16 protein-coding genes are annotated in these 22,524 nt (G+C 61.7%); 11 read left to right on the top strand and 5 right to left on the bottom strand.

Annotation, left to right across the window (positions count from 1 at the left end):
* The first annotated feature begins 110 nt into the window (after nt 1-110).
* The 7 genes from DEJ54_RS16340 (at nt 111) to DEJ54_RS16310 (ending at nt 11,123) form a co-directional block, all read left to right on the top strand.
* Nucleotides 111-1,475 carry a TolC family outer membrane protein gene (locus DEJ54_RS16340; RefSeq protein ID WP_113155492.1) on the top strand — a complete coding sequence of 455 codons (1,365 nt, stop codon included), beginning with the start codon at nt 111-113 and terminating at the stop codon, nt 1,473-1,475.
* 294 nt (nt 1,476-1,769) lie between these two features.
* Nucleotides 1,770-2,582, top strand: coding sequence for a PopZ family protein (locus DEJ54_RS16335; protein ID WP_113156345.1), 813 nt, complete (start codon nt 1,770-1,772; stop codon nt 2,580-2,582).
* A 204-nt stretch (nt 2,583-2,786) separates the two neighbouring features.
* Nucleotides 2,787-5,639: a valine--tRNA ligase gene (locus DEJ54_RS16330; protein ID WP_113155491.1), complete on the top strand. Its 2,853-nt coding sequence runs from the start codon at nt 2,787-2,789 to the stop codon at nt 5,637-5,639.
* A 427-nt stretch (nt 5,640-6,066) separates the two neighbouring features.
* Complete coding sequence (locus tag DEJ54_RS16325) at nt 6,067-7,197, top strand: outer membrane protein transport protein (protein ID WP_113155490.1); 1,131 nt, start codon at nt 6,067-6,069, stop codon at nt 7,195-7,197.
* A 249-nt stretch (nt 7,198-7,446) separates the two neighbouring features.
* The gene (locus DEJ54_RS16320) at nt 7,447-8,379 is read left to right on the top strand and encodes a TerC family protein (RefSeq protein ID WP_113155489.1); all 933 of its coding nucleotides are present in this window, start codon (nt 7,447-7,449) and stop codon (nt 8,377-8,379) included.
* Nucleotides 8,380-8,608: 229 nt separating this feature from the next.
* On the top strand, nt 8,609-10,333 hold the full coding sequence (gene ilvD / locus DEJ54_RS16315; RefSeq protein WP_113155488.1) for a dihydroxy-acid dehydratase: 1,725 nt from the start codon (nt 8,609-8,611) through the stop codon (nt 10,331-10,333).
* Nucleotides 10,320-11,123, top strand: coding sequence for a tetratricopeptide repeat protein (locus DEJ54_RS16310; RefSeq protein ID WP_113155487.1), 804 nt, complete (start codon nt 10,320-10,322; stop codon nt 11,121-11,123). Before ilvD ends, DEJ54_RS16310 begins: the two co-directional genes overlap by 14 nt.
* Nucleotides 11,124-11,142: 19 nt before the next feature.
* Here DEJ54_RS16310 and DEJ54_RS16305 read toward each other — a convergent pair whose 3' ends face one another.
* From DEJ54_RS16305 to DEJ54_RS16295, 3 genes are all read right to left on the bottom strand, one after another.
* Nucleotides 11,143-11,430 (bottom strand): hypothetical protein, encoded by a 288-nt coding sequence (locus DEJ54_RS16305; RefSeq protein ID WP_162742325.1) that lies wholly within the window; start codon nt 11,428-11,430, stop codon nt 11,143-11,145.
* Nucleotides 11,431-11,527: 97 nt separating this feature from the next.
* A complete protein-coding gene (gene xth / locus DEJ54_RS16300) occupies nt 11,528-12,319 on the bottom strand; it encodes an exodeoxyribonuclease III (protein WP_113155485.1) in 792 nt (263 codons plus the stop codon).
* 95 nt (nt 12,320-12,414) lie between these two features.
* Complete coding sequence (locus tag DEJ54_RS16295) at nt 12,415-13,482, bottom strand: polysaccharide deacetylase family protein (protein WP_113155484.1); 1,068 nt, start codon at nt 13,480-13,482, stop codon at nt 12,415-12,417.
* 269 nt (nt 13,483-13,751) lie between these two features.
* Between DEJ54_RS16295 and DEJ54_RS16290 the strand changes: the two genes are divergently transcribed.
* Nucleotides 13,752-15,131 (top strand): uracil-xanthine permease family protein, encoded by a 1,380-nt coding sequence (locus DEJ54_RS16290; protein ID WP_113155483.1) that lies wholly within the window; start codon nt 13,752-13,754, stop codon nt 15,129-15,131.
* A 62-nt stretch (nt 15,132-15,193) separates the two neighbouring features.
* On the opposite strand, the gene DEJ54_RS16285 is transcribed toward DEJ54_RS16290, so the two are convergent.
* Together DEJ54_RS16285 and erpA are read right to left on the bottom strand one after the other, a co-directional pair.
* Entirely contained in the window at nt 15,194-15,634 is a 441-nt protein-coding gene (locus DEJ54_RS16285) for a cupin domain-containing protein (protein ID WP_224873587.1), read from the bottom strand.
* A gap of 200 nt (nt 15,635-15,834) precedes the next feature.
* Complete coding sequence (gene erpA, locus DEJ54_RS16280; protein ID WP_113155482.1) at nt 15,835-16,185, bottom strand: iron-sulfur cluster insertion protein ErpA; 351 nt, start codon at nt 16,183-16,185, stop codon at nt 15,835-15,837.
* 170 nt (nt 16,186-16,355) lie between these two features.
* Here erpA and DEJ54_RS16275 point away from each other — a divergent pair, with 170 nt between their 5' ends.
* From DEJ54_RS16275 to DEJ54_RS16265, 3 genes are all read left to right on the top strand, one after another.
* A complete protein-coding gene (locus DEJ54_RS16275) occupies nt 16,356-17,576 on the top strand; it encodes a deoxyguanosinetriphosphate triphosphohydrolase (protein WP_113155481.1) in 1,221 nt (406 codons plus the stop codon).
* 67 nt (nt 17,577-17,643) lie between these two features.
* On the top strand, nt 17,644-19,401 hold the full coding sequence (gene argS, locus DEJ54_RS16270) for an arginine--tRNA ligase (protein ID WP_113155480.1): 1,758 nt from the start codon (nt 17,644-17,646) through the stop codon (nt 19,399-19,401).
* 111 nt (nt 19,402-19,512) lie between these two features.
* A complete protein-coding gene (locus DEJ54_RS16265; RefSeq protein WP_113155479.1) occupies nt 19,513-22,521 on the top strand; it encodes an SPOR domain-containing protein in 3,009 nt (1,002 codons plus the stop codon).
* The last annotated feature ends 3 nt before the right edge of the window (nt 22,522-22,524 follow it).

Genomic DNA, 22,524 nt, shown 5'->3' with positions numbered 1-22,524 from the left:
AACCGTTTGATCTCCCGGGCGTGGACGCCGGTCGAAAGGCCGGAATTGATATTAGAGGTGGTGGTGTCGATTCGGCGCGGCTGCCGAAAACAGTCCGAGGTTGGCAGATCGTGTCCTTTTACCGTCGTTTCCTGATCCCTCTGGTGGCATCGTCCGCGCTTATTGCCGCGCCGGCCATTGCTTCCGCCGAAACCATTCTCGGCGCTCTGGCGAAAGCCTATCAGAACAACTCCACCCTGAACTCGGAACGCGCCGGCGTGCGGGTGACGGATGAAGACGTTGCGATTGCCAAGTCCGGCATGCGCCCGCGCATTCAGGGCACGGCGTCTTTTGCGCTCACCCACAATGACGGCACGGATATCAGGACGGGCGAGTTTGGCGTTTCGCTGACGCAGCCGATCTTCGATGGTTTCCAGACGCGCAACAATGTGCGTGCGGCCGAGGCCGGCGTGCGCGCCGCGAATGAAGGGCTGCGCAACCAGGAACTCAACACGCTGTTTAACGCTGCCAGCGCCTATATGGACGTGATTCGTGATCGCCAGATCGCGGCGCTGCGCGCGCAAAACCTCGAATTCCTTGAAGAGCAGGTGCGCTCCGCACGTTCGCGCTTCGATGTGGGCGAGGGCACGCGCACCGATGTGGCGCAGGCGGAAGCGCGCCGTCAGGCGGCTCTGGCGCAGCTGAGCGCCGCGCGCGCTTCGGTGACGTCGAGCTCTGCCGTCTATCGTCAGCTCATCGGCGATGCGCCGGACAATCTGAAAACCGCCAACCCGCTGGTCAAGCTTCTGCCGAAGAACCTCGACAGTGCGCTGGCAACCGGGCTTGCAGCCCACCCGGCCATCAAGGGGCGTCAGCATCAGATCGATGCGGCTTCGTTCCGCGTGAAGTCTGCCGAAGGCACTTTCCTGCCGCAGGTGAATGGCTCGGTCGGGCTCTCGCACAGCTATCAGGACACGTCGCCTGGCATTCCCAGCGACGGTTCGCGCGACAGCGCGCGTGTCGGCATCAATCTGACCGTTCCGATCTACCAGGGCGGTCAGGCTTCTGCGCAGGTGCGCAAGAACAAGGAATCGCTGGGCCAGGCGCGCATCAATCTTGATGTCGCGCGTGACCAGGTTCGCGCTGCCGTGGTTTCCGCATGGAGCCAGTATCAGGCCGCGCAGGGCGTTCTTTCCGCCAACCATGAACTGGTGCGGGCTGCACAGCTGGCGCTGAACGGCGTGATCGAAGAGCGCAATGTTGGACAGCGCACCACGCTGGACGTGCTCAACGCACAGGCCGACGTGATTGCCGCGAAGGTTGACCGTGTTCGCGCCGAGCGTGACATCGTGGTCGCCAGCTACGCCATTCTTTCTGCCACGGGCAATCTGTCCGCGAACCGTCTCGGTCTGCAGGTTGCTGAATATCGGCCGCAGGAACACTACGAGGCCGTCAAGGACAAGTGGTACGGACTGCGCACGCCGGACGGTCGCTGAAACCGCAAGCGTATCCAGCGCTGGTCCCGCAGGGCTGCGTGTTTAACGCATTTTTCATAAAGTCTCGTATGCCGGGTTTGCTTTTGCGCCCGGCATTCTTGTGTGCAACCTGAAACAGGTGCTGCGCGGGGATTCTCATACCGCAGACGCTGCGTTACCCTTTTTTAGTGATTCGACCGTCTGCACTGGCGCCCGGACTTGGAATGGGAATGTCGCTCCGGACAAAGTCGGTGAAACGGACACAGGCTAGAGGCGGCAGATTTGACTATGTCACAGGGTTTCGGTGCGCACAAAATGGAAGCAGCTGTGGAAGCGCTGACTTCGAGTGGAAGCCAGCGTGAGCCTTCCATGGAAGAGATACTCGCTTCGATCCGACGGATCATTGAAGACAATGACGCGCCCGCGGCGCGCGCGGTGGAAGACGTTGGCGCAGTGGCCAATGGTGTTTCCGCAGATGAAGGTCCGCAAGAACGCGTGGCGCAGCCGGTGGAGGCGCAGCAGTCTGCCGCCCCGCAGGCCGCAGCCGTTGAAGAGCGCGCCGCGCCATTCCAGCCCGCGCCTGACGTCGAGAGCTTCCGCGCAGGATTGCGCGAGGAGCCTTTCCAGCCATCCGTCAGCGAAAAGCGCGACGAGGGGCGGGCTGCAAACGGTTTTGCCTCCAAGCCTGTCGAGCCTGAGCCGGCCGTGGATCACGGTCTCATGCAGCGCCTTGCCGAGGCGCGGCCTGCTGCTGCTTCTGTCGTTGAGGATGTGGCTGACGCGGACGATGCGTCGGATGTCTATTCCTACCGCAGCGTTGAGGAGCAGGAGCCCGAAGCGGCATCTCATGAAGATGTTCGTACGGAGGAACTTCCTCAGGTGAAGGCCTCTGCAGATGAGGGCGAGGGCGCGAAACAGGGCATCCTCTCCGAGTACACCGGACGCAAGGTTGCGGCTGCCTTTGGCGAGCTGAACGAGGCCTTCGAGGCCAGCCGTCGCCGTCAGCTTGACCAGATGGCCGAGGAAATGCTGCGGCCCATGCTGCAGGATTGGCTCGACAACAATCTGCCCACGATTGTCGAGCGCCTGGTGCGCGAAGAGATCGAACGGATCGCGCGCGGCGGATAAGCCGCGCCGCCTGCCGGTTGACTTGATCTGACCCTTCGGCTTTACACCCTGCTGTGAACGGACCAGACTTCTGGTTTACTGTCTCGACAGTGCGTTTCTCCGTTTCATGAAACGGCGGGGCGGGCTGACCATTTGACTCCATGCAATTCCGGGCGAAAATCCGGTTTCCAATTTTTCCGGAATTGCTCTAGCGCGGAAACCCTCATGCTTGAAAAGACTTACGACGCAGCAAGCGTCGAGCCCAAAATCGCCGCACGCTGGGAAGAGGCCGAGGCCTTCAAGGCCGGCGCCGGTGCAGAACCTGGCGCGGATCCCTTCACCATCGTCATTCCGCCGCCGAACGTGACCGGTTCGCTGCACATGGGCCACGCGCTCAACAACACGCTGCAGGACATCATGGTGCGCTTCGAGCGCATGCGCGGCAAGGACGTGCTCTGGCAGCCGGGCATGGACCATGCGGGCATCGCCACGCAGATGGTGGTCGAGCGCCAGCTCATGGAAAAGCAGCAGCACCGCCGCGACATGGGCCGCGAGAAGTTCGTCGACAAGATCTGGGAATGGAAGGCGGAGTCCGGCGGCGCGATCATGAACCAGCTCAAGCGGCTGGGCGCGTCCTGCGACTGGTCGCGTGAGCGTTTCACCATGGATGAGGGCCTGTCGAAGGCCGTGGTCGAGGTGTTCGTCTCGCTCTACAAGCAGGAGCTGATCTACAAGGACAAGCGCCTCGTCAACTGGGACCCGAAGCTGCTGACGGCGATTTCGGACCTTGAAGTCGAGCAGATCGAGACCAACGGCAATCTCTGGCATTTCCGTTACCCGCTCGCTGACGGGCTGACCTATGAGCATCCCTACAAGTTGGACGACGAGGGCAACCGCGTCATCTGGCGGCCTTCGGACGGGCAGCCGGATGGCTATGAGACGCGCGACTATGTGGTGGTTGCCACGACGCGTCCGGAAACGATGCTGGGCGATTCCGGTGTTGCGGTTCACCCCGACGATCCGCGCTACAAGGAACTGATCGGCAAGAACGTGCTCCTGCCGCTGGTCGGCCGCCGCATTCCCATCGTTGCCGACGAATATCCGGACCCGGAAGCGGGCACCGGCGCGGTGAAGATGACGCCTGCGCACGACTTCAACGATTTCGAGGTCGGCAAGCGGCATGATCTGGCGCAGATCAACGTGATGGCGACGGACGCAACGATCACGCTGAAAGGCAATGAGGCGTTTCTCGAGGGGCTGGAAGGGGCTGATGCGCCGCTCGCCCGCACGATCGCGGAGCTTGACGGCGTCGACCGCTTTGACGCGCGCAAGATGATCGTCGCGATGATGGAAGAGGCCGGGCTTCTGGAGAAGATCGAGCCGCACAAGCACATGGTGCCGCATGGCGACCGTGGCGGCGTGCCGATTGAGCCGTTCCTGACCGACCAGTGGTATGTCGACGCGAAAACGCTGGCGAAGCCCGCGATTGCTTCCGTGCGCGAGGGCCGCACGAAGTTCGTGCCGAAGAACTGGGAAAAGACCTATTTCGAGTGGATGGAGAACATCCAGCCCTGGTGTGTTTCCCGTCAGCTCTGGTGGGGCCATCAGATCCCGGCCTGGTACGGCCCGGACGGGCAGGTCTTCGTCGAGAAGGACGAGGAGACGGCGCTCGAGGCCGCGATCCAGCACTACATCTCGCATGAAGGCCCCTGGAAGGCCTGGGTTGAGGACAAGCTTGAGAACTTCAAGCCGGGCGAGATCCTTACCCGCGACGAGGACGTGCTCGACACGTGGTTCTCTTCGGCGCTGTGGCCGTTCTCGACGCTCGGCTGGCCGGACAAGACGCCTGAGCTCGCACGCTACTATCCGACCTCGGTTCTGGTGACCGGCTTCGACATCATTTTCTTCTGGGTCGCCCGGATGATGATGATGGGCATGCACTTCATGGAAGAAGAGCCGTTCCACACGGTCTATGTCCATGCGCTGGTGCGCGACAAGTCGGGCGCGAAGATGTCGAAGTCGAAAGGCAACGTCATCGACCCGCTCGAGCTGATCGAGGAATATGGTGCGGATGCGCTGCGCTTCACGCTGACGATCATGGCCGCACAGGGCCGCGACGTGAAGCTCGACCCGGCGCGCGTTGCGGGCTACCGCAATTTCGGCACCAAGCTCTGGAACGCGACGCGTTTTGCCGAGATGAACGGCGTCAAGCGGGACGAGAACTTCCGCCCCGAAAACGCGAAGCTTGCCATCAACCGCTGGATCCTGACGGAGCTGACGCGGGCGGCAAAGGGCATTACGGAAGGCATTGAGGCCTACCGCTTCAATGAGGCGGCAGGCACGGCCTATCGCTTCGTGTGGAGCCTGTTCTGCGACTGGTATCTGGAGCTTCTGAAGCCGGTGTTTGCCGGTGAGGACGAGGAGGCAAAGGCCGAGGCCCGCGCCTGTGCGGCCTATGTGCTCGACGAGACCTACAAGCTTCTGCATCCGATGATGCCCTACATGACGGAAGAACTGTGGGCGCATACCGGCGGTGACGCCGGGCGCGACGCCGTTCTGGCGCTGACCCGCTGGCCGGCTCCCGATTTCGTGGATGAGGATGCGGCAGCCGACATTAACTGGCTTGTCGACCTCGTTTCGGGCATCCGTTCGGTGCGCGCAGAGATGAACGTGCCGCCGTCTGCGACGGCTCCGCTCGTTGCCGTCGGTGCGGATGAGGCCATGCGTGCGCGCATCGCCCGCCATGATCCGGCCATTCGCCGTCTGGCGCGTGTCGGCGAGCTTGGCTTTGCCGGTGAAGCGCCGAAGGGCTCGGCTCAGATCGTGCTTGGTGACACCACCTTCTGCCTGCCGTTGGGCGACCTGATCGATCTGTCGGCGGAAGCCGCGCGGCTTGAGAAGGAGATCGCCAAGACGTCCTCCGAGATGCAGCGGCTTGAAAAGAAGCTGGGCAATGAGAAGTTCGTGGCCAATGCGCCGCAGGAGATCGTTGCCGCCGAGCGCGAAAAGCTTACCGAGTTCGCCGATGCGAAGGGCAGGCTGGAAGTGGCGCTCGCCCGCGTGAAGGAAGCCGGGTGACGAAACTGCGCCAGTCTCTCTAAAGGGCTGGCGTCAGCGTGAAGACAATCAGGGCCGCGTCCGCCGAAAGGTGGGCGCGGCTTTTGTATGTCCGCTTGCGATTCGCCTGAATGGGAAGTCCACAAGGGGAAGCGCGACGCTTTCAACAAGCGGATCGTGACAGTTTCTTGAAGAACTCAAGGTTGTGTTGCGCCTGTGCAACACTGGCGTCATTTGTGATGCTCGCCATGTCAGAATGTGTCAGATTCAGGGGTTTTTTAAGGCGTGGATGGCAAGACTCAGGCTAACCGCAACCGCTGTCGCCTGCCTATTCAATAGGGGTATTACGTTGACGTAAGCGTGAGGTGCGACAAACTGTACAAAGGCCAATTGTGGTGGGGCATGGCGCTGCTATCCTCCCATCGGACAATTGGAGGAGAGGGTTCTCATGGGTTTTGTTCGCTTTGTTTCGGCAGCGTCCGTTCTGGCTGCGGCAATCGGCACAGCTCACGCTGGCGGTTTCTCGCGTGGTGTTGCAGACACTGAAATTCTCTACGAGGATGGGAATTTCAATATGCGTGCCGGGGCGATCATCGTGATCCCCACACAGAAGATTAAAACGGATGTAGGTGGTGCGACAAACACTGCGGTGGTCGGCACTGATTATCTGGAAACCTACGCGATCCCCTCTGGGGCCGTTAAGCTGAGCTTTGGCGAGCATTTGGCATGCGCAGGTACCTATGTGGACGCCTATGGCGCGAAGTCGGGCTATATTGCTCCTTTTGGACCGTCGTCAAAGGTCTCAGAGGATTTCACTGTGACTGAGTTTGGCGCGACGTGTGCTGCCTTCATGCCAATTGGCCCTGGACGGCTGGCTGTTCTTGGTGGTGCGTTTGTCGAGAAGTTTGATTACGCGCTTGCGGCGGCCCCGCTGGTTCGAGCGGGCGTTCGTATGCCTCTAGGTGTTGAGTTGGACAGCTCCGCCTATGGCTGGCGTGCAGGTATCGGTTACGACATTCCGGATATCGCGTTTCGCGCGCAACTGCTTTACCGTTCGGGTACAAAGCATGAAGCTGAGGGCGCAGCGACCTTTGGTGGCCGTCCCATCGGACCGGCGTTCGGCAGAGGAGAGCTGCCTCAGAGTGTCGAGTTGCGCATGCAATCGGGCATTGCGCCTGGTTGGCTGGCTTTTGGTTCGGTGAAATGGACCGACTGGTCGGTGAACCAGACTCTAGACTTGGTCACTGCATTGGCAGCTTCGAAGAACCAGTACTACTGGCGTGATGGTTGGACTGTCACCGGCGGTGTCGGTCATTCCTTCAATGAAAAGATATCGGGACTTGTTTCATTGCAGTGGGACCGTGGTGTTGCCACTGGATACGACTTCCGCTCTGACAAGTGGTTGCTGGCGGCCGGTCTTGCAGTCAAGGACGATCTCGGCGGCGAACTGCGCCTTGGTGCTGCGCTATCTTACCTGACATCGGCAAGCGCCTATGCCGCGGATTCTAATGAGCGGGGTGCTTCCGTGGATTCGGGTTGGGCCGGCATTCTTTCTGCCAACTATTCGGTGAAGTGGTAGCGCGTCGCGCAGACTGCTTTTCGAGACCCGGCTTCGGCCGGGTCTTTTTGTTTGGAGAAGGGGTGAAAATGCCATGCATTTTTGCATGGCTTGGGCGGTTCGGCGGACGCGAAGGCTTGTACTGCGCCGGATTTTGCAGCACATAAGAGGCAGTCACCCGGTCCGGGCCCCTCTGGCAGGCAAGGCGTTGCCTGTGATGTCGGATCGAACGACAACGCGCAAACGCGGCGCAAACCTCGTATCCTTCCAATGACAACCCATGATTGGCTCTGGCCCGGCTTTCTAGCTTTTGTGGCCGTTATTCTCTTTTTCGACCTTTTTGTCCTGCATCGCCGCGATCACGTGATCACCACGCGTGAGGCGATGAAAACCGTTGCGGGCTATGTGGCGCTCGCCATGGTCTTTGCAGCAGGCGTGTTCTACTTCGGCGGCAAGGACCGTGGCGCCGAATTTCTGACCGGTTATCTGGTCGAGCAGGCGCTTTCGCTCGACAATATCTTCGTCATCGCGCTCATCTTCACCTATTTCAAAGTGCCGTCGGAGGCCCAGTACCGGGTTCTTTTCTACGGCATTCTTGGCGCGATCGTGATGCGTCTCTCGCTGATCGTGCCGGGCGTGAAGCTCGTTGATCAGTTCATGGTGATCGGCATGGCGCTTGGCGCGCTGCTGGTTTTCTCCGGCTTCAAGATGATGACGTCCGACGACGAAATGGTGGACCCCGGCGAAAGCCGGGTGGTGAAGCTGTTGATGCGCACCGGACGCGTGACGGAAGAGTATGAAGGCTCGCGCTTCCTGACGCGGCGCAACGGCCTTCTCTACATGACCCCGCTTTTCGTGGTTCTGGTCACGGTGGAGTTCACCGATCTCATCTTCGCGGTGGATTCGATCCCTGCGGTGCTGGCGATCTCGAACGATCCCTTCATCGTTTTCTCGTCCAACGTCTTTGCGGTGATGGGGCTGCGCGCCATGTTCTTCGTGCTTTCGGGCATGATGCGCAATTTCAAATACCTCCAGACGGGCCTGTCGCTCGTGCTGATGTTCATCGGCTTCAAGATGCTGATCGCGCACTGGATCAAGATCCCGTCGCCGGTGGCACTCTCTGTTACGGCGCTCCTGATCGGTGGGTCGGTCGTGATCTCCATCCTTGCGCGCAAGCGTGAAGAACAACGGGCTCGGTCCTGATTTGACGCTCCGGGGCAGGGCGTGTTTTCGCCCTGTCCGACACCCCGAAGTCTACGCACAGACTTCTGTGCCCATTTGGCAACAGTTTCTCAATAAGCATTCGGCTAAGACTAGCGTGGGACGGAACGTCAATTTCCCGCCATAAACCCGGCGCATCGAAAATGCTCGATGGCGCTCGGGATAAAACCGAATGTTCAGGAGAATGCCGCGCGCTGCGGATGGGGTAGTTATGGACGCTAAAGCAATTTCGAAAGACAAACTTCCAAGCCGATACGTGACTGTGGGCCCGGCAAAGGCGCCGCATCGCTCCTATCTTTACGCCATGGGGCTTTCGGAGGACGAGATCGCGCAGCCGCTCGTGGGTGTCGCCACCTGCTGGAACGAGGCAGCGCCGTGCAACATTTCGCTTATGCGTCAGGCGCAGGTGGTCAAGAAAGGCGTTGCAGCCGCCCATGGCACGCCGCGCGAATTCACCACCATCACCGTGACCGACGGCATCGCCATGGGCCACCAGGGCATGAAGTCGTCGCTGGTGTCGCGTGAGGTCATCGCCGACTCGGTCGAGCTGACCATGCGCGGCCATTGCTATGACGCGATCGTGGGCCTCGCCGGCTGCGACAAGTCGCTGCCGGGCATGATGATGGCGATGGTTCGCCTCAACGTGCCGTCCGTCTTCATCTATGGCGGTTCGATCCTTCCCGGCAATTACCGTGGTCGCCAGATCACCGTTCAGGATGTGTTCGAGGCCGTTGGCCAGCACTCGGTCGGTTCGATCTCCGACGCCGACCTGACCGAAATCGAGCAGGCTGCCTGCCCGTCGGCCGGTTCCTGCGGCGCGCAGTTCACCGCCAACACCATGGCGACGGTTGCCGAGGCCATCGGCCTTGCGCTGCCTTATTCCTGTGGCGCGCCGGCTCCCTACGAGATGCGTGACCGGTTCAACTACGCCGCCGGCGAAAAGGTGATGGAACTCATCGCCAAGCAGATCCGCCCGCGCGACATCGTTACCCGCAAGGCGCTGGAAAATGCCGCTGCCGTGGTTGCCGCTTCGGGCGGTTCGACCAACGCCGCGCTGCACCTGCCGGCGATTGCAAACGAGGTCGGCATCGACTTCACGCTGTTTGACGTGGCCGAGATCTTCAAGAAGACCCCGTACATTGCCGACCTGAAGCCGGGCGGCAAATATGTGGCCAAGGACATGTTCGAGGCCGGCGGTATTCCGCTCCTCATGAAGACGCTTCTGGAGCATGGCTACTTACACGGTGATTGCTTGACGGTGACTGGCCGCACAATTGCCGAAAACATGGAGCATGTTCCGTGGAATGAAGAACAGGACGTCGTTCGTTCGGCGGATAACCCCATCACGAAGACCGGCGGTGTGGTTGGCCTCAGGGGCAATCTGGCTCCGGAAGGTGCAATCGTGAAGGTCGCCGGTATGAAGAACCTGGTGTTCACGGGCCCGGCGCGCTGCTTCGATTCCGAAGAGGAATGCTTCGCAGCCGTTCAGAACCGGAACTACAAGGAAGGCGAAGTGCTCGTCATCCGTTACGAAGGCCCGAAGGGCGGACCCGGCATGCGCGAGATGCTTGCCACCACGGCCGCACTTTACGGCCAGGGCATGGGCGACAAGGTTGCGCTCATCACCGATGGCCGTTTCTCCGGCGCAACGCGCGGCTTCTGCATCGGCCATGTCGGGCCTGAGGCTGCGGTCGGTGGACCGATCGGTCTTCTGAAGGATGGCGACATGATCACGATCAATGCCGTTGACGGCACGATCGACGTGGCGCTCAGCGATGAAGAACTCGCAGAGCGCGCCAAGGATTGGAAACCGCGTGAGACAGACTATCAGTCGGGCGCGATCTGGAAGTATGCCCAGACGGTTGGTCCGGCTCGCGATGGCGCGGTGACCCATCCCGGGGCTAAGAAAGAAACGCACTGTTATGCGGATATTTGAAGCAGGGAAAACAGCTGTTCTTGCCGGCCTGGTAGCGTCCTTCGTGGCGCTACCGGGAGCCGCTTACGCGCTCGACGAGAACGCCGTGATCCAGGAGCCGGAGAAGCGCAGCCCGTGGGCCGTGTTCCGCTTCGGCTTCTCTGCCTACAAGCGCGGCGAAAAGCAGGAAGCCGTCGAGGCCTATCGCTACGCCGCTGAAAACGGTCAGGTCGGCGCGCGCTGGAAACTGGCGCGCATGTATGCCGAAGGCGATGGCGTTGCGCGCAACGACTACGAAGCCTTCAAGTTCTTCTCTGCGGTTGCGCAGCAGGAAGTGCGTCCGGGCAGCCCCGACGAGACCTACATTTCCGATGCGCTTGTGGCGCTTGGCAAATATCTCAAGGCAGGCATTCCCGACAGCCCGATCCGCGCCAATCCGCTGGCCGCGCAGGAACATTTCATGCGTGCGGCTGCGACCTATCGCAATTCCGAGGCGCAGTATCAGGTCGGCCGAATGTTCCTGAACGGCGAGGGCGTTGCACAGAGCGTGCAGCAGGCTGCCCGCTGGTTCCAGCTGGCTGCTGAAAAGGGCCATTCCGGCGCGCAGGCGATGCTCGGACACATCCTGTTCGAGAGCGGGCGCGTGGTGAAGGGGCTGGCGATGATGACCGCTGCGCTCGACCATGCCGCACCAAACGACGTGGGCTGGATCCGCGGTATGCAGGAGCAGGCCTTTGCGCTGGCCGGCGAATCGGATCGCCGCACGGCAATCGCACTGGCGCATGATTTGCGCGAAAACGGCTTCGACTGAAGCATGAAACCCGGCGGGGCTATTTCCCGCTGGTTGCGGCGCTGAGCCGCGTGACTGTCGGATAAGACAGTTTCTCTGGAAGCCTTGCCGTCTCAACGCAGGGGCGATCCAGAACCTTCCATGAAGAATTGTTGAGCACCATCTCGCAGCGCGCGAGGCGCGGGCCGTCCGGCATTGCCAGACAGGCCGTTTCGCCCTGCGCGAAGGTCTTGCCATTGGCGCGGCACGCACATTCGGGCGCAGCAGATGCTGCGACCGGCAGGCAGAGTGTTGTCGCCAGTGCGACGACCGGGAAGGACCGGAACATGCCCATAACCCGCAAATGATAGCACGCAAGCGCGGCGCGGGCCATCAAGGGGCTTTGAGGGGCAGGACCCCAAGGGGCAGAATGCGGGGCGTTTGCCTCAGGCGGGGTTGAGCTTCAGATCAACAACGACCGGCACGTGATCGGAAGGTTTCTCCCAGCCGCGCGTGTGCTTTTCCACCGTGACGGACCCCAGATGGTCTGCGGCCTCCGGCGACAGCATCAGGTGATCGATGCGGATGCCGTTGTTCTTCTGCCAGGAACCACCTTGATAATCCCAGAATGTGTAGACGCCGGCCTCATCATTGACGGCGCGCAGTGCGTCCGTGAAGCCGAGTGCGCCGAGACGACGGAAGGCCTGGCGGCTTTCGGGCCTGAACAGGGCGTCACCCACCCAGGCGTCCGGGTTTTTCGCATCTTCGGGCTCGGGAATGACGTTGTAGTCGCCGGCAAGAACGAGCGGTTCTTCCAGCTTCAGGCGCTCTGCGCTCCAGCGCTCGAGTCGCTCCATCCAGCCAAGCTTGTAGGGGAATTTCTCGGTGTCGACGGGGTTGCCGTTGGGCAGGTAGAGCGACACGACCCTGAGAACGCCCTTGTCGGTGGAGAAGACGCCTTCGATGAAGCGGGCCTGTTCGTCGCTGTCATCGCCGGGCAGGCGGCGGTTGACCTCGTCGAAAGGCAGTTTGGAAAGAATGGCGACGCCGTTAAAGCCCTTCTGGCCATGGGTCTCGACATTGTAGCCGAGCGCCTCGATGGCCTCGCGCGGGAACAGTTCGTCGACGGATTTGATCTCCTGCAGGCAGGCGATGTCCGGGCTGGACTCGCTGAGCCAGTGCAGCAGATTGTCGATGCGCGCCTTGACGCCATTGATGTTCCAGGTAGCGATCTTCATGGGGGTCCTTCCACAGCTCAACCTCTTCTTAGGTTGGACGGGAAGGGGCCGCAACCGCCTTGTGCAGGATACTGACAGACCATGCCTTGCGCGCTCTATTGCGCGGCCGGGTTGCCTCGCAGGCGGAAGGGCAGGCCGGAGAGAAGCGCCTCGACATAGCGGCGGCGCTGATAGAACCCGTTGAGCGAGACGCGGGGCAGGGCTGCGAGCGCGTCGCGTGCGCCGGGCGAGAGCAGACCGGGCTGCGTGGTGACCGCAGCGGCAAAGCCCGCCTGTTCCACGGCGGCGATTTCGCGTGCGCCGACGGCGGACGGATAGCCATATGGATAGGCGAAGGTCGTGGGAGAAACGCCCACATAGCCGCGAAGCTTCGAGGCGGAGGCGGAAAGCTCTTGATGGAGGCGGGCGTCATCGACCTTGCGCAGATTGGCGTGGGTCAGCGTGTGTGCGCCGAAACGGGCAAGCGGATCGCCTGCAAGATCGGCAAGCTCTTCCGCGCTCATGGTGAGGCGTTCGGTGATCTCCAGCGGATTGACGCCATGGGCCTGCGCAAGATCGTCCAGCAGCGCGATTGCCGCGTCTTCGTCCTGCGCATCCGTCACGAGATCCGACAGCCGGTCAAACAGGGCGATCTTGGCCATGCGGGTGCTGGCGCTCACGCGCCCATCGATGCCGATGCGTGCGAGGTCGACCGTTTCGCAGCACATGGTGATTTCCTGCGCCGTCTTCCACCAGATCGAGCGGCTGCGCTCGACGAAGCCCGAGGTGATGAAGATCGTGTAGGGAATGCCGTGACGCTGGAACACGGGCGCGGCAAAGCGGGCATTGTCGCGATAACCGTCATCGAGCGTGAAAGAAACATAGCGGCGTGTGTCGCTCTCGTCGGCCAGGCGTTCGGGCAGGTCTTCGAGCGCGATGGGGGTGAGCCCCTGCGCGCGCGCGGCGTTGATCGCTTCTTCAAGAAAAGCGGGTGTGATGCTGAGCCACGCATTGGGCGTCCAGCCTGGCGGCGTCTGCGGATCCACGTGATGCAGGGCGAAGATGACGCCGCGTGCCGGCGTTTTCGATGGCAGGCCTGTTCTTAGGGCAATGGCTGAACCTTCCAGGCCAGCCCGGATCAACGCGTAGCGAGCGGATCTCTTGAGGGCTTGGAGTGGCAGCATCAGGCGTTCGGCGTCTTTCCGCGGGCTGGCATTGATTTTGAACGGTGGGACCGGGCTCATGTGAGCCCGGTCCCGTCAGGGCTGGGAACAAGGCGATCCAAACAGAAAAAGCTGAAGAATTTCCTTCGCGAAAAGCTTCAATGCTGCGGACGCTTACTGTTTGAATCCGTGTCTGTCTTTCAAAAAATTATAGATAGTTGCGCGCCCCATTGTGCCCGATGATTTCAAGAAAAGATTTCAGAAAATCTGAAACACAACCGGGGAACGAAATGACACAGACAATGGAGCGCGCCGGCGATGCTTTATCGCGGGCCGATTTGAGCAATCCAGATTATACGCCACCGCTGATGCAGGCGGTGCCGCTGGGCATTCAGCATGTGCTGGCGATGTTCGTTTCGAACGTCACGCCGGCCATTATCGTGGCGGGAGCGGCCGGTTTCGGTTTTGGCTCCAACTCGCCCGATTTTCCGAATTTGATCTACATGATCCAGATGGCGATGCTGTTTGCGGGCATCGCGACGCTGTTTCAGACAATTGGCATGGGCCCGGTGGGCGCAAGGCTGCCGATCGTGCAGGGCACGAGCTTCGCCTTCCTGCCGGTGATGATCCCGGTCGTGGCCGGGCAGGGCGTGGCCGCCATGGGCGCGCTGATGGGCGGTGTCGTGATCGGCGGCATTTTCCACTTCTTCCTGGGCAGTATTGTCGGACGTCTGCGCTTTGCGCTGCCGCCGCTGGTGACCGGCCTGATCGTTCTCATGATCGGCCTGTCGCTCATTCAGGTGGGCATCCAGTATTCGGCAGGCGGCGTGCCGCTGATCGGCAAGCCGGAATATGGCAGCCTTCAGAACTGGAGCGTGGCGCTGGTCGTGGTTGTCGTGACGCTTCTTCTAAAATTCTTCGCGCGCGGCATGTGGTCGATTGCAGCCGTGCTTCTGGGCCTCATCGCCGGCTATGTGGTCGCGCTCGCCATGGGGATGGTGAGCTTCTCCAATGTGGGCAATGCATCCTGGATGGCAGTTCCCGTTCCCTTCAAATGGGGCTTTGAACTGGCTGCGCCCGCAATCATCGGCATGTGCTTCATGGCGGTCATCTCGGCCATCGAGACCGTGGGCGACGTGTCGGGCATCACCAAGGGTGGTGCGGGCCGTGAGGCGACGGAGAAGGAAATCTCCGGTGCGACCTATGCGGATGGTCTTGGAACGGCCATTGGCGGCATTTTCGGCGGTCTGCCGAACACCTCGTTCAGCCAGAATGTCGGCCTGATCTCGATGACGGGCGTGATGAGCCGGCATGTGGTGACCTGCGGCGCGGTCTTCCTGATTGTCTGCGGTCTGATCCCCAAGGTGGGCGCAATCATCTCGACCGTGCCGATCACGGTGCTGGGTGGCGGCGTGATCGTGATGTTCGGCATGGTTGCGGCAGCGGGCATCAACATGCTTTCGGAAGTGAACTGGAACCGCCGCAACATGGTGATCTTCGCCGTGTCGCTTTCGGTCGGGCTCGGGCTTCAGATGGAGCCGGCAGCACTCCAGCACCTGCCGAAGACGGCGCAGATCCTGCTGACCTCCGGCCTGTTGCCGGCGGCATTCCTGGCCATCGTCCTTAACCTGATCCTGCCTGAAGAGGTCGGGGGCGAGAACGAAGCGTAAGCCGCACGCGTCTTCGGGGGGGCTTGCTCCCGAAGACGCAAAATCGTCGGGGCCGCGCGCTGTCAGGGGCGGATGACGGGCGGCGTTTCTGCGTTGCCGATGAAGACGGCGAGAATGCGGGCCGGCTTGTCGCCCACCACGCGGCCATTGTGCCAGGTGTTGAGCGCTTCGATGAAGCTGTCGCCGGCCTTGAAGGTCTTCTCTTCCTCGCCTTCGTACTGGATGGCGAGTTCTCCTTCCAGAATGTGACCGAACAGGGGAACCGTGTGCATATGACGCCCGGTTTCCTCGCCCGGCATCAGCGTGACCACGACCGCCTTCAGCTCGGCCTCGCCATTCGGGTAGATGAGCTTCTGATCAAGGATGGTGCTCTTCGTGTCGAGGAGCGGCTGGACCCGCTGGTAATCGGCCTTCGGAGCCTGATCGTCGGCGCGGGCGGGCGTGTGCATTGACGCCAGCAATGCGGGGAGCACGAGAAGCCCCGCCATATCTCGTCTGTTCATGAAATAACCTTTTAAAACAAATATATACTTGAATAAAAATACCTCATTGAGGCGGTCGCCCTTGTAACGGGTTCAGCCTCTGCGTCAATCGGGTTTTGGCTGTGACAGAGCGCCCACGGAAAGAATGCGCCGGAAAATGCGCACGAAAAAAAAGCGCCGCGCAGGGGGCGCGACGCTTTTTTCTGAAAGGGATTTTTGGATCAGATGGAGAAACTGGTTCCGCAGCCGCAGGAGGCGACGGCGTTCGGGTTTCTGATCTGGAAGGACTGGCCGATCAGGTCGTCGACAAAATCGATCACCGAGCCGCCCATATAGACCAGCGAGAGATCGTCGATCAGGACGGTGGCTCCGTCCCGCTCGATGGCGTGGTCGTCCTCATTGCGCTCGCCGACCAAGTCGAATGCGTAGGAGAAACCGGAGCAGCCGCCGCCCTCGACGGACACGCGCAGGGCGATCTTGCCCGGCTCGTCCTTGAGGATGCTGGTAATGCGCCGGGCCGCAGCCTCGGTCAGTTCAACGCTCTTCATTTCCGTTCCCGCGTCAATGCCCATGGTGGTTGTCCTGACGGTCACCTTGCGTTCGTGTTCATGGAATAGGTATGAAGCCGCAGGCGGCAAGTCAACCTGAGCAACGCAGTCGGGTTTGTCCGAGTGGTGCGGTTGGGGTTGAAACAGCAACAGCGGCGGGCCTGAAACGGTCTGCCCCAACGGTGTGGCGGATCATGAACAGTGAACAGGGTTTGCGGGATATCGGCTTCGGGTATCGGCCAAGGGCGGTTTACGCCACGGACCCGGCGGCCTCGCGCGGGCGGCTTTTTGCAGAACCGGAAAGCCCGACACGAACGCCTTTCCAGCGCGACCGCGACAGGATCATCCATTCGACCGCTTTTCGCCGGCTGAAGCACAAGACGCAGGTTTTCATCGCCCATGAGGGCGACCATTACCGCACGCGGCTGACCCATTCCATCGAGGTGGCGCAGATCGCCCGCGCTCTGGCGCGGGCGCTGTGTTGCGACGAGGATCTGGCGGAAGCCATCGCGCTGGTTCACGATTTCGGCCACACGCCATTCGGCCATACGGGCGAAGATGCGCTCGACGAATGCATGGCGCGCTGGGGTGGGTTTGATCACAACGCCCAGTCGCTGCGGATCGTGACGGAACTTGAGAACCGCTATGCCGAGTTCGACGGGCTGAACCTTTCCTGGGAAACGCTGGAAGGGCTGGTGAAGCACAATGGCCCTCTGATGGATGCACAGGGCAGGGGGCTCGAGGGGCCGGTGCCGCAGCCCATTCTGGATTATGTGGCGCGGCACGATCTGGAGCTGGCACGCTATGCGGGCATCGAGGCCCAGTGCGCGGCCATTGCCGACGACATTGCCTATAACGCCCATGACATCGACGACGGTTTGCGCTCGGGCCTGCTCACGCTCGACATGATGGCGGGCGTTGGCCTGCCGGGAAGAATTCTGAGCGCGGTTGAGGAACGCTATCCCGATCTCGATCCGGTGCGGCGCGGGCATGAGCTGATGCGCCGGCAGATCACGGTGATGGTCGAGGATGTGATCGTGGCGTCAAGGCAGCGTCTGGAAGAACTGAAGCCCGCGAATGCGGACGATGTGCACGATGCGGGACAGACGATTGTGGCCTTCTCCGACGGCATGGCGGCGGATGAAAAGGAGCTGAAGCGCTTCCTTTACGCCAATCTCTACCGGCATGAGACGGTTGTGGCGGTGCGGGCCAATGCCGACCGCATCGTGAAGGACCTGTTCGACGCCTATTTCGACAATCCACGCCAAATGCCTGAGGGCTGGCGCGAGGGGCTGGATGTGGCGCAAGACGCTGAAAAGGCGCGGCATGTGGCCGATTTTCTGGCCGGCATGACCGACACCTACGCGGTGAAGGAACACCGACGTCTGTTTGACCAGACTCCTGAATTGAGCTAGTGCCAACCGCAATTCCGCCACCGGGCGGACGGTACCTTTCAACCGAACCTTTTTCAGGACATCGTCCATGAACATTTTCGCCGATTTTTCGGATCGGGTCGCAAAGACCATTGAAGCCCTTGGCCTGCAGGCCAGCAACGGTGAGCCGCTTGACCTTTCGCGCGTCGCCGTGGAGCCGCCGCGAGACGCCAGCCATGGCGATGTGGCGACCAATGCAGCCATGGTGCTGGCGAAGGCCGTTGGCGACAATCCGCGCGCGCTGGGTGAGAAGATCGCCAAGGCGTTCGAGGCTGATCCGGATGTGGCGGTTGCCTCCGTGGCCGGTCCCGGCTTCGTGAACCTGAAGCTGAGCGACAGTTTCTGGCAGGCGCGGCTTGGCGAAATGCTCGACCTGGGCACGAATTATGGCCGTTCGCAGCTCGGCAGGGGCGAGAAGGTGAACGTGGAATATGTGTCGGCCAACCCGACCGGCCCGATGCATGTGGGCCATTGCCGCGGCGCGGTGGTTGGCGATGCGCTGGCCAATCTGCTCGATTTCGCCGGTTATGACGTGGTGCGCGAGTACTACATCAACGATGCGGGCGTGCAGATCGACGTGCTCGGCCAGTCGGTCATGGTGCGCTACCGCGAGGCCCTTGGCGAGAACATCGGCGAAATCCCCGCAGGTCTCTATCCGGGCGATTACCTGAAGCCGGTCGGCAAGACGCTGGCTGACGAATATGGCACCCGGCTTCTGGAAATGCCGTCCGCCGACGCGATGGCGATCGTCAAGGACAGGACGATCGAGAGCATGATGCAGATGATCCGCGACGATCTCGCCGCGCTGAACATCCGCCACGACGTGTTCTTCTCCGAACGTTCGCTGCATGAGGGCAATGGCGGGGCGATCCGTTCCGCGATCAACGATCTGACCATGAAGGGCCATGTCTACAAGGGCAAGCTGCCGCCGCCGAAGGGGCAGAAGCCGGAAGACTGGGAAGACCGCGAGCAGACCCTGTTCCGCTCCACCGAAGTGGGCGATGACATCGACCGTCCGCTGATGAAGTCGGATGGCAGCTTCACCTATTTTGCCGCCGACGTGGCCTATATGAAGGACAAGCTGGATCGTGGCTTCGAGCATATGATCTATGTGCTGGGTGCTGATCACAGCGGTTATGTGAAGCGGCTTCAGGCCGTGGCGCGGGCGCTGGCCGAAGACAGGGTCGAGCTGACGGTGCTGCTTTGCCAGCTCGTGAAGCTGTTCCGTGGCGGTGAGCCGGTCCGCATGTCCAAGCGGGCAGGCGAGTTCGTGACCCTGCGCGAGGCGGTGGAGGAGGTCGGGCGTGATCCGATCCGTTTCATGATGCTCTATCGCAAGAACGATGCGCCGCTCGACTTCGATTTCCAGAAGGTGACCGAGCAGTCCAAGGACAATCCGGTCTTCTACGTGCAGTATGCATCGGCGCGCAGCCATTCGGCTTTCCGCCAGGCGAGCGAGCAACTGGGCATTGCGGAATTCGGCCGTGAGGAGATGAAGGCGCAGCTTTCGAAGCTTTCCGACGAGGGCGAAATGGCGCTTGTACGCAAGCTCGCCGAGTACCCGCGTCTGGTCGAAAGTGCAGCCCAGGCGATGGAGCCGCACAGGCTGGCATTCTACCTCTACGACCTGGCGAGCCTCTTCCACGCTCAGTGGAATCGCGGCAGCGAGACAGACGACTTACGTTTTGTTAAGGTTAACGATCCAGAATTGACCTACGCCAGACTGGGTCTGGTGCAGGCAGTTCGTGATGTACTCACATCCGGACTTGCGTTGATCGGGGCCGAGGCGCCTTCAGAGATGCGCTAATCTCATCCCGAAAGGGGTGCGATCGTCTGTCACCTTTTGCCCACATTGCGCTGGTACCCGACAATTGTATGACGTCGCGGGCGTCTACCGAGTGTGAGTGCGGAAAAAGGTATGGCAGATCATAGCCCGAACCAACGTGCGGATAGCGCCGTTTTTGCTGATGATGACCCGTTTGCGGAACTGACCCGCATCATGGGGCATGATCCACGGCGCGCCGAGGATTCTGGCAATGCAGCAGGGCAGGAGGGCGATGATCTCGCCCTCGAGCTTGAGAACGAGCTGCTGGGCGACCTGGCGGAGTTTTCCGACGAGGTTCGCGAAGAACCGGCCGAAGACCACAGCCGTCCGGAAATGCAGACGCAGGACTGGCGCTTCGAAGCGCCGCCGGCGGCTGAAGAGCCCGGAGCGATGGAGCAGGAGCCCGAAGTGGATCTTGCCTCCGACATGGCAAATGAACTCGACGAGACCTTTGCGGCGAGCTTTGAGAGCGAAATGCGCCTCGAGCCCGTGGAGGAAGCCGTGTCGGCAGACGTTTCAGCTTCCCCGGCCGCTTCCATGGCAGAGCCCGAACTGTCGTTTGAGCCTTCCATGGAGCGTGCGCCGGCAGCCGCTGCTCCGGAGCCGGAACAGGTTCCGCAGCACGATGCGTTTGCAGCGCCCGAGGCTCCCGAGAGCCGTCAGGGCCATGAAGCGCCTCCGGCTTTTGACCCGCACGATATCGAACAGCATTTTTCCGAGTTCGACATTGATGCGAGCGCCCGTGAGTTTGCGTCCTTCGCTGCGGAAGAGCAGCAGCCCATCGAGGAAAGCGCGCCGGAGCCAGCCGAGGAGCCGGTCGTAACGTTCGATGAGAGCGATTTTGCCCAGCTCGACAATGACCTTGAAGCTTCACTTGCAGCCGACAACTGGCAGGACGGCATTGCTTCCTCCCAGCCTGTCGAAACGCAGGCTGCGGACACGCATTACGTAGATGCACAGCCCACGGACGGGCAGCCCGAACAGCCGGTGGAGGCCGAAGCTGCATCTTCCGCCGACCGCTTTGGAGCGGCTGTCGAGGATGAAGACATGTTCCCGGAGCCCGACGCCTGGGCAAGCATGCCTTCTGAGGACACGGATACGGCGGATGCCGTTGCCGGGGATGTTGCATCGACATTCTCCGAAATCGACGTGCCGCCAGCCACCGACATTTCGGCGGCTCTTGCCGACGCCGTTCGGGTTTCGGGCGGTGCGGATCCCTATCTTTCGCCTCAGGCCTTCGCAAATTCCGTTGCGCAGGGGGCTGAAAAGTCTGGTACTGTCGATGCAGACATGGCCGGCGATGATCAGGATTTTGCGGCCAGTCTCGAACAGCAACTGACTGCGGGGGCTCTTGCGGAAGAGGAGGTGGCGGAACCCGTCATGGAGCCGCAGAGAGAACCGACCCCCGAAACGAGCTTCGACTGGGGTGATCTTGATTTTGGAGCGCCCGAGGCCCTCCAGTCTGTCGAGACGCATGAGCCAGTCGCGCCCGAGGCAACCGAGACCACACCGGCATCGTCGATTCCGTTCTGGCAGCAGCCTGAAGAGCCGCAGCCGACTGTGAGCTATGGTGGCGGCAGCGAAGCCAGCACGCCGTTCATCGATACGGTCGATGTTCCCGGCAATGAGCGCGTTCCCGTTACCGATTCCGCTCATATCCCGGAATTCGTGAGCGAGCCGGAGCCCGCGCCGAAGGCTGAGGCGGATGATCTGGAACTGGCGCTGGCGCGTGCTTTCGGCGATAGCGAAAGCCTGCCCGAGCGTGCAGAGACCAGAAGCGCGGTCGAGGAAACGCCGGTATCGTCCATTCCCAGAGACGCTTACGCCGCAGCCGCCCTTGAGGGCGATGAGCCGCGGCGTCCGCAGGACGATTTCGACTTTGAGACGGCCTTTGCCGACAGCTTTGCCGAAACCGGCGAGTTCGACGATGATTTCGCTGCGGGCAGGGATGCCGGTGCGGCGGTTTCCGGTCGTGCGGAAGCGGCAGATGGATTTGCCCCGGCCATGACGCCCTGGGACGAGCCCGTCGACGAATTTACGCCGGCAGAACAGGCGGCAGCGCCCGCAGCGGCAGCTGCTGCGGCTGCGGCCTCGCGCTCCAACCCGCTCAAGAGCCGTCGCAACACGCTGATCGCGGCTGCGGTTGGTGGTGTCGCCGTGGTTGGCGCGATTGCCTTCTTCGCACTGGGATCCGGTGGCGGCGATGACAACACTGCCCCGGCGGTGATTCGCGCGGACAATGATCCGGTCAAGGTGAAGCCTGAAAACCCGGGCGGCCAGCAGGTCCCCAATCAGGACAATCAGGTCTATCAGCGTGTGACCGGTGGTGAGACGGACAGCGATCCCGCGCAGGAGCGCCTGGTGTCCACGGCAGAGGAGCCCGTCGAGGTTCCGCTTGCCGCACCGAAGTCGGAAGAACGTCTTGATCCGAATGCAGGCGACACCGCAGCGCCGACCAGTGAGCCGGTGACGGCAATGACCCCGCGCCGCGTGCGCACCATGGTGGTTCGTCCCGACGGAACGATTGTTCCGCGCGAGCCGGAAGCTCCGGTGCAGACCGCGACGGAAACGGCGGGCGCGCCTGCTGCGACCGGCAATGCACAAGAGGTTGCGCCTGACGCAAGGCTGGCGGCAGCCGGTGAGAATGCGCCTGCTTCCGGCACAGCCCCGACGGGTGCCGGCGAAACGGCCGCCGCCCCGAATGTGCAGGCGCCGGTGCCGACATCGCGGCCTGCAGCGCCGGCGGCGCCGCAGCAGCCAGCTGCACAGCAGCAGTCTTCGCAGGTGGCCGCAGCCCCGAGCCAGCCGACGCAGCCTGTCGCACAGGCTCCGGCTCCCGCACCGGTGACCACCGGTACGGATGGCTGGTCGGTGCAGATTTCTTCGCAGCCGACCGTGGAAGCGGCGCAAAAATCCTATCAGGACATGGCGCAGCGCTACGGGAACCTGCTGACCGGCAAGGGCGTGAACATCGTCAAGGCGGAGATCGCAGGGAAGGGCACTTACTATCGTGTGCGCATTCCTTCTTCTTCGAAGGACGATGCAATCCGTCTCTGCTCGCAGCTGAAATCGGCTGGCGGAAGCTGCTTCGTCTCGAAGTAGGTT

The sequence above is a fragment of the Nitratireductor sp. OM-1 genome (genome assembly GCF_003296175.1).
Taxonomy (GTDB): domain Bacteria; phylum Pseudomonadota; class Alphaproteobacteria; order Rhizobiales; family Rhizobiaceae; genus Nitratireductor; species Nitratireductor aquimarinus.
The sequence above is the reverse complement of the archived record's forward strand: the minus strand, read 5'-3'. Positions and strand labels throughout refer to the sequence as shown.